We start from the raw sequence: 12,824 nt of genomic DNA on the forward strand, positions 1-12,824 counted from the left end.
CCGGGGAGGCGCGGGGCGTCCGGGCGACGGACGTCGCGTCGGTCAGGACGCGGCTTCGTCCTCGTCGTAGCGGTCGACGCTGATCGTCGGGATCGACGCCGTGATGACGGAACCGTCGGCGCGCATCAGCCCGCGGAGGTCGCTCGTCGTGGGGACGCGCGTCGTGATGCGCGGCCCCTGACCCTCGAGGGCCACCCGCACCGGAGCCTCGGGTGTGACCCGGAACTCGTCGCCGCGGACGGACAACGTCGCGGCGTCGCCCGTCTCGACGGTGAAGACGATCTCGTGCTGGGCGAGGTCGACGCGCACGCGGCTGCCCTTGATCGCGACGCGGAACGAGAGCTCGTCCCAGTCGGCCGGCAGGCGCGGGTCGAAGGTGATCGAGCCGAGCCAGTCGCGCATGCCGCCGTATCCGTTGACCAGCGCGCTCCAGATGCCGCCGGTCGACGCCACGTGGACGCCGTCGGACGTGTTCTTGTGCAGGTCGGCCAGGTCGACGTACAGGGACGACAGGAAGTACTGCTGCGACAGCTGGTGGTGGCCCACCTCGGCCGCGATGATCGACTGCACGACGCCGGACAGGGTCGAGTCGCCCGTCGTCAGCGCGTCGTAGTACTCGAAGTTGCGCAGCTTCTGCTCGGGCGTGAACTCGTCGCCCTGCAGGTAGAGCGCGAGCACGACGTCCGCCTGCTTGAGCACCTGGAAGCGGTAGATGACCAGCGGGTGGTAGTGCAACAGCAGCGGTCGCTTGTTCGCCGGGGTGGCCTCGAGGTCCCAGAGCTCCTTGTCGAGGAACTGGGCGTCCTGCGGGTGGATGCCCCGGTGGTCGTCGTACGGGATGTGCATCGCCTCGGCGGCGAGCTGCCACCCCGTGATCTCGTGCTCCTCGAGGCCGAGGCGGTCGACCATCCGGTCGAACGCGACGGGAGAGTCGTCCTTCAGGCGGGTGACCGCCCGGACGGCCGCCCGCAGGTTCGCGCGCGCCATGACGTTCGTGTAGAGGTTGTCGTCGACGACGGTCGTGTACTCGTCGGGCCCGGTGACGCCGTCGATGTGAAACCGCTGGTCGCCGTTCGAGCGCCAGAAGCCGAGGTCGGCCCACAGTCGCGCCGTCTCGACGAGGATGTCGACGGCACCTCTCTGCAGGAAGTCCTCGTCGCCGGTCGCCTGGACGTACTGGCTGAGGGCGTGGCTGATGTCGGCGTCGATGTGGTACTGGGCCGTGCCGGCGGCGTAGTACGCGCTCGACTCGAGCCCGTTGATGGTGCGCCACGGGAACAGCGCGCCGCGCTGGTTCAACTCGACGGCCCGGTCACGGGCGGCGTCGAGCATGCCGAGACGGAACCGCAGGGCGTTGCGGGCCACGTTGGGCGAGGTGTACGTCAGGAACGGCAGGACGTAGATCTCGGTGTCCCAGAAGTAGTGTCCGCCGTAGCCCGACCCCGTCACGCCCTTGGCCGCGACCCCCTGACCGTCGGTCCGGGCCGTCGCCTGCGCGAGCTGGAAGAGGTTCCAGCGGACGGCCTGCTGGATCTCGGGTTGGCCGGCGACCTGGACGTCGCTGCGCTGCCAGAAGTCGTCGAGCCAGGCGCGCTGGTGCTCGAAGATCTCGGCCGTGGGCGTCTCGGCGGCCCGGTCGAGGGTGCGGTCGCACCGGTCGGCCAGTTCGCGAGGCGGCACGCCGCGACTCGTGTGGTAGGTGATCGTCTTGGTCAGGCGGACCTTCTGGCCGGCCTGCGCCTTCACGCGGTAGACGTGCTTGGCGATGTCGTCGTCGATCTGCGAGGACTGGTCCCACTCGGCGTCGGTCTCGATGCGGTGCTCGGCGCCGACCGCGATCGTCATGCCCGAGTTCGTCGTGCGGTAGCCGAGCACGGCCCGCGTGCCGCCGTTGCGGTTGAGCACGGGCTGCAGCACCCGGTCGTCGAACGACTCGGCCTTGCGCGGGTCGAACGCCTCGGCCGCGGCCCGCATGCCGGCGTGGTACTGGTCGCCCATGTCCTGACGGTTGAGGATCTGGCTCGAGATCAGCAGCGACGCCGACGAGTCGAGCATCGTGACCTCGTACTCGATGACGACCAGGTGACGGTCCTCGAAGCTGACCAGGCGGCGGCTGGTCACCAGGACGCGCTTGCCCGAGGGCGTGCGCCAGTCGATCTCGCGGGTGAGGACGCCGTCGCGGAAGTCGAGGCGTCGCGTGTGGCGGAGGATGTCGGCCTCGAAGAGCACGAACGGTTCGTCGTCGACGTAGAGGCGGATGACCTTCGCGTCGGGCACGTTGACGATCGTCTGGCCGACCCGGGCGAACCCGAAGGCCTCTTCGGCGTGCCGGATGGGCCAGGTCTCGTGGAATCCGTTGACGAAGGTGCCGAACGAGTGACCGCCGCGCCCCTCGTCGGGGTTGCCGCGGAGGCCGAGGTACCCGTTGCCGACCGCGAAGACGGTCTCGGTGAGGCCCTCGTCGCCCTGGATGTACTCGTCCTCGACGAATGCCCACTCGTCGACGGGGAACCGCGAGCGGTCGAGCGGGTCGGACGTGATGTGGTTCACGACTGTGCCTCCGTGGTGCCGGTGGTGCTGCTGCTGGTCGAGGGGGTGCCCGGTGTCGCCTGGTCGGGATTCGGAGCCGAGGAGGCGCGGGTTCGGTCGAGCGCCTCGACCAGCTCGCCGAGGTCGTCGACCACGAGGTCGGCCCCGAAGTCGAGCAGGGTCTGCGCGCCCGTGCCGCGGTCGACCCCGAGCACGAGGCCGAAGGAACCGCGGCGACCGGCCTCGACGCCGGACTGCGCGTCCTCGACGACGACGCAGTCGTCGGCGGTGAGGCCGAGGCGGCGGGCGCCTTCGAGGTACGTGTCGGGGGCGGGCTTGCCGGCGATGCCCTCGGCCGCGGCCACGACGCCGTCGACGATCACGTCGAAGCGGTCGCGGAGGCCCGCGGCCTCGAGCACCGGCACGGCGTTGCGCGAGCTGGAGACCACGGCGACCCGGACGCCCTCGGCGAGGGCCCGGTCGAGGAAGGCCACCGACCCCGGGTACGGCGTGACGCCGTTCTCGGCGAGCTCGGCGGCGAAGGCCGCGTTCTTGCGGTTGCCGAGACCGCACACCGTCTCGGCCTCGGGGTCGTCGTCGGGTGACCCCTCGGGCAGGACGACGTCGCGGGCCGCGAGCATCGCCCGGACGCCGTCGTAACGGGGCCGACCGTCGACGTGCTCGAAGTAGTCGGCCTCGGTGTAGGGCGCGAGGTCGTGCGCGGCGAAGTAGTCGCCGAAGAGGCGGGCCCACGCGCGCATGTGGACCTCGGCGGTCGGCGTCAGGACGCCGTCCAGGTCGAAGAGCAGGGCGCGGAGGTGCGAGAGGCGCGAGGCGTCGCGGGGCGTGGCGATGGACACGGGGTGCCGATCCCTTCGAGCGTGCGGGCAGGGTGAGAGGCACCGGGGCGACGACGGCTCGGTGCCGGTGAGGCGGGAACGTTTCGGGCAGGACGATGACGCGGGGCGACGGGACGGGCGGGTGGTGCGGGCCAGCTGCTGTGCCGACGGGGTGGTGCGGGGTGGGCCCCACGGGTCAAGTGTGGCACCGCTGCGCCCCGACACCTAGCCACGCGTCCGGGGGTGTGGACGACGCACGCCCTGGGGGCGGGACGACGGGGGCCGGCGGACGATCCCGGGGAGGACCACGACACCTGGGGAGGGAGCCGTAGGTGTCGGCGGCGGCTGACATCATGGGCGGCATGGACCTGGGCGACGAGTTCGACGTGCACGACGGCTTCCCGGCCGGTGACGGCGACGCCGACGGCCCCGTCCACTCGACGGCCGTGCCGATGGTCGACGCCGTCGACGTCATCCGGCTCGTCGGGCCGCGTGCCTTCAACCGGGCGAAAGAATACGTCCGCGACGGAGCCGTGCTCGACATCGCCTGGCACCCCGCGGACGAGCGCCTCGAGGGCACCGTCCGAGGGGCCGAGTCGACGCCCTACCAGGTCGTCGTCGACCTGCGGGCGACCCGCGGCGAGTACAGCCGCCCGGTCCGCAGCCGCTGCACCTGCCCGATCGGCAGCGACTGCAAGCACGTCGCGGCGACGCTGTTGCAGAGCAACTCCCGGGCCGTGGCCGATCGCAGCGCCCCGGCCCCCACCGTCGACGAACTGACGACCGGGGGCGTGACCGCGCTCGGGGCGGCCCGGTCCGGCACGGGAGCGAGCGACTGGCGGTCGACGGTGGGGGCGATCGGGCAGCCGACCCGCGCCTCCTCGGTCCGGACGACGCGCATGGGTCTGCTCTTCGAACTGCGCGACCGGGCGCACTCGACCCGGGGGCGCGCGGTCGCGCCCTCGGCCCGGCGGCAGGGCGGACCGACGGTGCAGCGACTCGGCGTGCGGCCGGTCACCCTGAGCGGCACGGGCAACTGGGTGCGCGGCAACCTGACCTGGACGTCGCTGCCGTACCAGCTCAACCGGCTGGCCATCGAGCCCGATCAGCACGCCTGGTTCGGCCAGTTCGCGGCGCTCCACCGGTCGGCGGTCTCGACCTACACGCCGGGCGACGCCGACTGGTTGTTCGTCGACGACTTCGCCAGCCCGTTGCTGTGGCCGCTGCTGGCCGAGGCCGGTCGCCTGGGCATCTCGCTCGTGACGGGCAAGCGCGCGACCGACGTCGTCGTCGGCGACGAGGCCCGCGTCACGGTCGACGCGGTGCGGGGCGACGACGGCTCGATGCTGCTGACCGCCGGGGTCACCGTCGACGGCGTGGCCCGTCGCGCGGAGTCGACCGGCGTCATCGCCGACCACGGGGTATGGTGCGTCGCCCACGAACCCGCACCGACCTTCACGCTCGCGCCGACCGTTGGGCCGCTCGACGACGAGCAACGGCGGTTGCTGACCATCACGCCCGAGGTCGTGGTCCCGGCCGCCGACTCCGACGAGTTCCTCCGCGACTACTACCCCACCCTCCGCCGGCGCGTCGACGTCGTCAGCTCGGACGCGTCGATCGAGTTCCCGACGATCGTGCCGCCCGTGCTGACGCTCACCGTCGGGTTCGAGAAGGGGCAGACGATCCGCCTGACCTGGCGGTGGACGATCGACGGGGCACGCCGACCGCTGACGGCCCACTCCCCCGTCCCCGACCTGGCCGAGCTCGACGTCGTCCCCCGCGACCAGGTGCTGAAGGGGGTGACCGCAGCCGAGTTCGCGACCGGCACGCTGCCGGCACTCGAGGCGCGACCCGACGTGCAGGTCGACCTCGTCGGCACGCGGCCCGACTACCACGAGCTGACCGACGAGCCCCGACTGACCATCACCACGATGCCGACCGACAAGCGCGACTGGTTCGACCTCGGCGTGCTGGTCACCGTCGAGGGACGGACCGTGCCCTTCACACCGCTCATCACCGCCCTCGCGAAGGGGCGCAAGAAGCTGCTGCTGGTCGACCACTCGTACCTGTCCCTCGACCACCCGGCCTTCGACGAGCTCAAGAGGCTCATCGACGAGGCGTCGGCACTCGACGAATGGGAGGTCGCGCCGCGCATCAACCGCTACCAGGCCAGCCTCTGGTCCGAGCTCGACGAACTCGCCGACGAGACGGTGCCCGCCGCCGAGTGGCAGCGGGCGGTCGGCGGGCTGCTGGCCCTGGCCGACGCCGGCGGCCTCGCAGCCGCCACGGCGACCCCCGTGCCGGCTACGGTCGACGCGACCCTCCGCCCGTACCAGCACGAGGGGTTCGCCTGGCTCGCCTTCCTCCACGAGCAGGGGCTCGGCGGGGTGCTGGCCGACGACATGGGCCTCGGCAAGACCCTGCAGACGCTCGCCCTCGTCGCGCACGTGCGCGAGACCGAACGGATGCGGGCAGGCGGCCCGGCAGCCGCCGCGGACCCGGCAGCGGTCACAGCCACGGCCACGGACCCGGCAGCGGCCACGGCCGAGGCGGCCCCGGCCGAGGCCGCGGCCGACGGTCCCGGCGCTCCTCCCGCGCCCTTCCTCGTCGTGGCCCCGACGTCGGTCGTGTCGAACTGGGTGGCCGAGGCCGCCCGCTTCACACCAGGGCTGACCGTCCGCGCCGTGACCGCCACGCAGGCCAAGGGCGGACGCGGTTCGGTGCACGACCTCGCCCGGGGTGCCGACGTCGTCGTCACCTCGTACGCCCTGTTCCGCCTCGACTTCGCCGCCTACCAGGCCGAAGGGTGGGCGGGGCTGATCCTCGACGAAGCACAGTTCGTCAAGAACCGTGCCTCGCAGGCCCACCGGTGCGCGGTCGACCTCGACGTGCCGTTCAAGCTCGCCATCACCGGCACGCCGCTCGAGAACAGCCTGACCGACCTGTGGTCCTTGCTGCACGTGGTGGCGCCCGGACTGCTCGGCAGCAGCGTCCGCTTCGCCGACGACTACGTCAAGCCCATCGCCACGGGCGAGGCACCCGACCTGCTCCAGAAGCTCCGCCGGCGCATCCGACCGCTGATGATGCGCCGGACGAAAGAACAGGTCGCGTCCGACCTGCCCGCCAAGCAGGAGCAGGTCCTCCGCGTCGACCTCGACCCCGCGCACCGCGACCTCTACGACGCCTTCCTGCAGCGTGAACGACAGAAGCTGCTCGGCCTGATGGACGACCTCGACCGCAACCGGTTCATCGTCTTCCGGTCGCTCACCCTGCTGCGCCTGCTCTCGCTCGACGCCTCACTCGTGGACGAGGCCTACGCCGACATCCCCTCGGCGAAGCTCGACCAGTTGCTCGACGAACTGGAGGACGTGGTCGCCGAGGGGCACCGCGCCTTGATCTTCAGCCAGTTCACGACGTTCTTGCACAAGGTCGCCGCCCGGCTCGAACAGCGTGGTGTCGCGTTCGAGTACCTCGACGGGTCGACCCGACGTCGGGCCGAGGTGATCGACCGGTTCAAGACCGGCGACGCACCCGCGTTCCTCATCAGCCTGAAGGCGGGCGGGTTCGGGCTCAACCTGACCGAGGCGGACTACGTGTTCATCCTCGACCCGTGGTGGAACCCGGCCACCGAGGCCCAGGCGGTCGACCGCACGCACCGCATCGGGCAGACCGACAACGTGATGGTCTACCGGATGATCGCGAACGACACCATCGAGGAGAAGGTCCTCGCCCTCCAGGCCCAGAAGTCGCAGCTGTTCGACGCCGTGATGGACGACGACGCCGTGTTCAGCGCGGCGCTCACCGCCGACGACATCCGCGGCCTGCTCGACGCCTGACCCGAGCCGGGCCGGGCCGAGGCCGGCGTCAGGCCAGCGACACCGTCTCGGCGAAGGTCCGCGTGGTCGGCGGCGCGAGCAGGACCTCGGGCAGACGGTTGGCCCCCTCGGGCGTGGCGCGCCACGCGACGTAGGCGTCGTGGTCGGCCGACGAGGCCCACGTCTCGACGACGATCATGACCGACGGGTCGGCGTCGTCGATCAGCACCTCGAGCCCCTCGCAGCCGGGCCAGGCGCGCGTGGCGACGAGGGTCTCGCGGGCGATCTCGTGGGCGAGGTCGAGCCGGGCGGGGTCGACGTGCAGTTCGAGGTGGACGGTGGTGGACATGGTGGTCCCTTCGATCGGGCGGCGGCCCCGGGAGCGGGCCGTGCGGCGGACGGGCCGCAACCTCCCACCCTGGCACCCGCGCCTCCTCGTCCGCCGGATCAGGCGACCTCGACGGTCACGCGGTGCCAGCCCTCGGCCCCGTTCGGAGCCGGCTGGACGTACTGCTCGCGCTGCCAGGTGCCGTCCGCGCCCTGCGCCCGCACGTCGATCGTGTGCGACCCCGAGCCCGCGGCCCCGGCGTCCCAGCGATGGACCCACTGGCGCCACGTGTCGGCCGAGACCGAGTCGGCCAGGGTCGCGTCGAGCCACGAGCCGCCGTCGATCCGCACCTGGACCGCCTCGACGCCCGTGTGCGGCTGCCAGGCCACCCCCGCGATCGAGACCGTCCCGGCGTCGACGGAGGCCCCGTCGCGGGGCACGTCGATGCGCGACTCGAGCTTGACCGGCCCCAGGGCGTCCCAGCCGCGAGGCGTCCAGTAGCCCTGGGCGTCGGAGAACCGCGTGACCTCCATCTCGACGACCCACTTGGTCGCCGACACGTAGCCGAACAGGCCGGGCACGACCATCCGCACCGGGAAGCCGTGCTCGATCGGCAGCGGCTGGCCGTTCATGCCGACCGCGAGCAGCGCGTCCGTGCCGTCGTCCTGCAGCACGTCGAGCGGCGTACCGGCCGAGAAGCCGTCGATGCTGCGCGACAGGACCATGTCGGCGCCGCCGTTCGGCCCCGCGCGCTCGAGCAGCGAGCGGATCGGGTAGCCGAGCCAGAGCGCGTTGCCGATCAGGTCGCCGCCGACGTCGTTCGAGACGCAGCTGAGGGTCGCCATGTGCTCCTCTAGCGGCAGGGCGAGCAGCTCGTCGAACGAGATCGTCACCTCGCGATCGACCAGGCCGTGGATGCGCAGACTCCAGTCGGCCGGGTCGATCGACGGCACCTGCAGGGCCGTGTCGATGCGGTAGAAGTCGGCGGCGGGCGTGACGTAGGGCGTGATGCCCTCGACGTCCAAGGAGGCGCCGGCCGGGACCGCGGCCTCGGTCACGCTCGCGCGGGGCAGCGTCAGGGCGCGCCGCAGGGCCGCGGCGTTCGCCCGGCCGGCGTTCACGACGCGGGCCCCCGTGCCGACGACGACGGCGGCCACGCCGGCCACGACCGTGTACGTGAGGAACGACCGACGTTCGAGCCCGGGCCCGCGCAACGGCGGCACGGGCTGGGTCTGCTCCGCCCACCCGGCCGACGTCGAACGGACCCACCGACGGAGGCGAGAGGCGAGCTTGTCGACCAGCAGCACGGCGGCGAAGGTGCCGACGAGGCTCGGGATGGCATCGACCTGGCCGGCGTCCGCGCGGGTCAGGACCGCGATCACGGCGAGCGCCCCGCCCGCCACGAAGGCGATCTTGCCGATCGGCTGGCGGCGGTACTCGCCGTAGCCGGCCGCACCGGTGATGACGACGAGCAGCACGCCCATCAGCACGAAGAGGGCGACCTTGTCGCCGGTGCCGAACAGGGACACCATGGCGTCCTTCACGCCGGCGGGGGCGAGGTCGACGACGGCCGAGCCGACGGCGAAGAGCGGGCTGCCGGTGGGCCCGGTGACGAGGGCGACGACCTCGGCGGCGGCGAGGAACGCGGCCATCGACACGATGCCGGCGAGGGCGGCCCACAGCCCGGCGGCGCGGGGGGTCATCGGGTCGGCGGGGCCGGGCGTCGGTGCGGGGCCGGACGTCGACGACTCGGGTGGGGACAGGCGGACCGACATGGGCTCAGGGTACGACCCGTGGCTCGGGAACCGCCTGCGTCCCGGGGAGCGGGGACGCGCCTCCTGGTGTCGGGCGGACGCCGCCTCTGTGTCGGGGGTGTGACGATGTCCGGACGCCTCTTCCGCTGCCGCTCCGGCGGGAGCAGGATGACCGGAACGCCCGAGACACACCGATGCGCCCCGGAGGTCAGCATGTCGACGACGAACCAGCAGCCCCCGAACCCCCGGTCCGCGAACCAGGCGCAGCCGCCCACGACCGACACGGGCGAGAGCCCCACCGAGCTGAAGCGGGCGATCGGCCCGAAGCTGCTGTTGTTGTTCATCGTCGGCGACATCCTCGGCACGGGCGTCTACGCCCTGACCGGGCAGGTCGCGGCCGAGGTCGGCGGTGCGGCGTGGTTGCCGTTCCTGATCGCCTTCGCCGTGGCCCTCGTGACGGCGTTCTCGTACCTCGAGCTCGTGACGAAGTACCCGCAGACCGCCGGCGCGGCCCTCTACGTGCACAAGGCGTTCGGCATCCACTTCGTGACGTTCATCGTGTGCTTCGTGGTGATGTGTTCGGGCATCACGAGCGCGTCGACGGCGTCACGGGCGTTCGCGGCCAACCTGGCGGCGGGCATCGGCGTCGAGCTGTCGAACTCGGCGGTGATGCTGATCGCGATGGCGTTCATGCTGCTCGTGATGGCCGTGAACTTCCGCGGGGTCAGCGAGAGCGTCAAGGCGAACGTCGTCCTCACCCTGATCGAGCTGTCTGGCCTCGTCATGGTGATCCTGATCGGGTTCTGGTTCATCGCCGGCGGCAACGCGGACTGGGGCCAGGTGGTGCTCTTCGAGACGCCGGGCGACAAGTCGCTGCTGCTGAGCGTCAGCACCGCGACGTCGCTCGCCTTCTTCGCCATGGTCGGTTTCGAGGACTCGGTCAACATGGCGGAGGAGACCAAGGACCCGAGCCGCGTCTTCCCCAGGGTCATGCTGACCGGCCTCGGCATCACCGCCGTGATCTACGTGCTCGTCTCGATCTGCGCCGTGGCGATCGTGCCGATCGGCGACCTGGCCGACAACGAGACCCCCCTGGTCACCGTGGTGAACACCGCCGCCCCGGACTTCCCGATCGGCGGGCTGCTGCCGTACATCTCGATGTTCGCCGTCGCCAACAGCGCCCTGATCAACATGATGATGGCGAGCCGGTTGCTCTACGGCATGAGCAAGCAGGGCGTGCTGCCGGGCTTCCTCGGCAGGGTGCACCGGAAGCGGCAGACCCCGTGGGCGTCGATCGTCTTCACGACGGCGCTCAGCCTGGTGCTGATCGGCTACGTCTCGCTCTCGCCCGAGTCCCCGATCGTGGCCGTGCTCGGCGGCACGACGTCCCTGCTGCTGCTGACGGTGTTCGCCCTGGTCAACGTCGTCGTCCTCGTGTTGCGTCGCGACACGGTGTCGCACGGACACTTCCGCGCGGGCACGGTCCTGCCGATCGTCGGCGTCGTGGCCTGCCTCTGGCTGGTGCTGCCGGTGTCCTCCGGTCGCGGCGCCGAGCAGTACACGATCGCCGGCGGCCTGCTCGCGATCGGCGTCGTCCTCTGGCTCGTGACCTTCGTGTCGCGGCGGGGGAAGCCGGTGCCGAGCGACGCGATCGCCGACGCCGAGCGCGCCGACCCCCGGGCGTAGACGGCAGGAGGCGCGGCGCCGGTCTCGCCACCGGCACCGCGCCTCCTCGGCGGATCGAGCCCTACGGGATCAGGCGGGCAGCGCGGTAGCGCTCGAACAGGTCGACGAACGCCTGCTCGGTGCGGCGGTACCGGGTGAACCCGGCGTCGCGGGCCTTGCCCATGTCGGTGACGACCTCGATGTCGCGACCGAGGTCGCCGTCGGTGTGCCACCACGAGGCGACGCGCGACAGGTCGGGCTCGGCGAGGTCGTGCTCGGCGACGAGGTCGCGCCACTCCTGCTCGAGGCCGGCCATCTGCTGCCCGAGCGGACGCGGCTCGCCCTCGAAGCCCTCGACGAGCGCGGGGTCGATGCCGAGGTGGCCGGCGAGGCGGGGCCACAGCCAGCGCCAGCGGAACACGTCGCCGTTGACGACGTTGAACGGCTCGTCGGCACCGGCGGGGTCGGTCGCGGCCCAGATCATCTGCTCGGCGAGGACGCCCGCGTCGGTGACGTCGACGAGCGAGTTCCACTGCGTCTCGCTGCCCGGGAACGTGAACGGACGGCCGAGGCGCTTGCTCAGCGCGGCCTGCACGGCGATGGTCAGCCCCATGTTCATGGCGTTGCCGACGGCGAACCCGATGACGGTGTGCGAGCGGTGCACCGACCAGGTGAACCCCTGGCGCTCGGCGGCGGCGAAGAGCTCGTCCTCCTGCGCGTAGTAGAAGTTCGGGTAGGGCAGGCGCTCCTCGTCCTCGTGGAACGGAGTGTCGGGCATGTCACCCGTGCCGTAGGCCTCGAACGGGCCGAGGTAGTGCTTCAGCCCGGTGACGAGCGACACGTGCCGCACGGGGGCGTGGTCGAGGGCGGCCAGCAGGTCGCGGACCATGGCGCCGTTCACCGCGATGTTCTCCGCCTCGGTGTCGCGCTTCTGCCAGGCGGCGAAGAACACGTGGGTCGGCTTCGCGTCCGCCAGCGCCGTGCGCAGGCTCTCGGCACTCGTCAGGTCGGCGGCGATGCCCGTCACCCCGTCCGACGAGGAGGCGCGGCGCGAGAGGGCCAGGACGTCCCACCCCTCGCGCGTCAACTGCTCGACGAGGGCGGTGCCGGTGATGCCGCTGGCGCCCACCACGAGGGCGGTGCCCGGAACCGTCGGGGCGGCGGGCCGGGTGCTGTCGGTCTGGGGGGTCTCGGTGGTGCTCATCCGTGGTCCAAGCCGATCGCGCCTCCCGGCATTCCCGGCCGGCGCGTCCACACCGACGTACCCCGCCCCTCCCGCCTGACAGGCCGCACGAGGTCCGGGCGTACGGTCGGCCCATGGATCAGGACACGAACGAGCCCACCGGTCGCACGCCCGAAGACGAGGCGGCGGCCCTCGCGCTCGCCATCGTGTCCCAGGCCGCGGCCATCACGCAGGGCGACCCCGAGGCCGTCGAGGCCAGCGACGAGAACCTCCGCGAGGTCGTCGCCGAGCTGACCGACGAACCGCTGACGCCTCGACAGGAGGACGTCATGGCGACCCTCGGCACCGCCGGCGGCAGCCTCGCGGCCGGCCTCACCGCCGCCCTCGCCCACGAGAAGGGAGTCGACCCGGGAGTGATCCTCGGCTCGACCTCGCAGGCCATCGTGGCCCAGACGCAGTCGCCGTTCGCCGGCGGGCAGGACGACATGGACGACGACCCCGAGCTCGTCGCGCAGGCCGAACGCGACGCCCGGGCGCACGCCGCCGAGCGGGACGGCGACGACGCCCCCACGCGTGCGGACCACGGTCGCCGCGACATGGCCGACGCCGGACGCGAGCGGGGCGACGCGGGCGAGGCGCGGGCCGAGCGCGGCGACGACGACGACGCCGACCACGCGTCCTAGGGGCGACGACCTGCTCGACGCGACGGGA

8 protein-coding genes are annotated in these 12,824 nt (G+C 72.1%); 3 read left to right on the forward strand and 5 right to left on the reverse strand.

What is annotated here, in order from left to right:
• Positions 1-42 precede the first annotated feature (42 nt).
• Both IFT79_RS09760 and IFT79_RS09765 read right to left on the reverse strand, forming a co-directional pair.
• Positions 43-2,550, reverse strand: a complete 2,508-nt coding sequence (locus IFT79_RS09760) for a glycoside hydrolase family 65 protein (RefSeq protein WP_192123835.1) — start codon at positions 2,548-2,550, stop codon at positions 43-45.
• Positions 2,547-3,389: an HAD family hydrolase gene (locus IFT79_RS09765; protein WP_233568305.1), complete on the reverse strand. Its 843-nt coding sequence runs from the start codon at positions 3,387-3,389 to the stop codon at positions 2,547-2,549. Before IFT79_RS09765 ends, IFT79_RS09760 begins: the two co-directional genes overlap by 4 nt.
• Positions 3,390-3,730: 341 nt before the next feature.
• On the opposite strand from IFT79_RS09765, the gene IFT79_RS09770 reads away from it, so the two are divergent.
• Positions 3,731-7,204, forward strand: a complete 3,474-nt coding sequence (locus IFT79_RS09770) for a DEAD/DEAH box helicase (protein ID WP_192123837.1) — start codon at positions 3,731-3,733, stop codon at positions 7,202-7,204.
• A 28-nt stretch (positions 7,205-7,232) separates the two neighbouring features.
• On the opposite strand, the gene IFT79_RS09775 is transcribed toward IFT79_RS09770, so the two are convergent.
• The gene (locus tag IFT79_RS09775; protein ID WP_192123839.1) at positions 7,233-7,532 is read right to left on the reverse strand and encodes a putative quinol monooxygenase; all 300 of its coding nucleotides are present in this window, start codon (positions 7,530-7,532) and stop codon (positions 7,233-7,235) included.
• Between the two features lie 98 nt (positions 7,533-7,630).
• Positions 7,631-9,286, reverse strand: a complete 1,656-nt coding sequence (locus IFT79_RS09780; protein ID WP_342211810.1) for a molybdopterin-dependent oxidoreductase — start codon at positions 9,284-9,286, stop codon at positions 7,631-7,633.
• A 192-nt stretch (positions 9,287-9,478) separates the two neighbouring features.
• Between IFT79_RS09780 and IFT79_RS09785 the strand changes: the two genes are divergently transcribed.
• A complete protein-coding gene (locus IFT79_RS09785; protein ID WP_192123841.1) occupies positions 9,479-10,951 on the forward strand; it encodes an APC family permease in 1,473 nt (490 codons plus the stop codon).
• A 61-nt stretch (positions 10,952-11,012) separates the two neighbouring features.
• Here the strand turns inward: IFT79_RS09785 and IFT79_RS09790 are convergent, their stop codons facing one another.
• Positions 11,013-12,134: an SDR family oxidoreductase gene (locus tag IFT79_RS09790; RefSeq protein ID WP_192123843.1), complete on the reverse strand. Its 1,122-nt coding sequence runs from the start codon at positions 12,132-12,134 to the stop codon at positions 11,013-11,015.
• Positions 12,135-12,247: 113 nt separating this feature from the next.
• Here IFT79_RS09790 and IFT79_RS09795 point away from each other — a divergent pair, with 113 nt between their 5' ends.
• On the forward strand, positions 12,248-12,796 hold the full coding sequence (locus IFT79_RS09795; protein WP_056044812.1) for a hypothetical protein: 549 nt from the start codon (positions 12,248-12,250) through the stop codon (positions 12,794-12,796).
• Positions 12,797-12,824: the final 28 nt, after the last annotated feature.

Source organism: Frigoribacterium sp. CFBP 8759 (genome assembly GCF_014841655.1).
GTDB lineage: Bacteria > Actinomycetota > Actinomycetes > Actinomycetales > Microbacteriaceae > Frigoribacterium.

Coding starts and splice junctions, on each gene's coding strand:
- IFT79_RS09780 (WP_342211810.1), bottom strand. CDS start 9,286: ATGTCGGTCCGCCTGTCCCCACCCGAGTCGTCGACGTCCGGCCCCGCA.
- IFT79_RS09775 (WP_192123839.1), bottom strand. CDS start 7,532: ATGTCCACCACCGTCCACCTCGAACTGCACGTCGACCCCGCCCGGCTC.
- IFT79_RS09790 (WP_192123843.1), bottom strand. CDS start 12,134: ATGAGCACCACCGAGACCCCCCAGACCGACAGCACCCGGCCCGCCGCC.
- IFT79_RS09785 (WP_192123841.1), top strand. CDS start 9,479: ATGTCGACGACGAACCAGCAGCCCCCGAACCCCCGGTCCGCGAACCAG.
- IFT79_RS09795 (WP_056044812.1), top strand. CDS start 12,248: ATGGATCAGGACACGAACGAGCCCACCGGTCGCACGCCCGAAGACGAG.
- IFT79_RS09770 (WP_192123837.1), top strand. CDS start 3,731: ATGGACCTGGGCGACGAGTTCGACGTGCACGACGGCTTCCCGGCCGGT.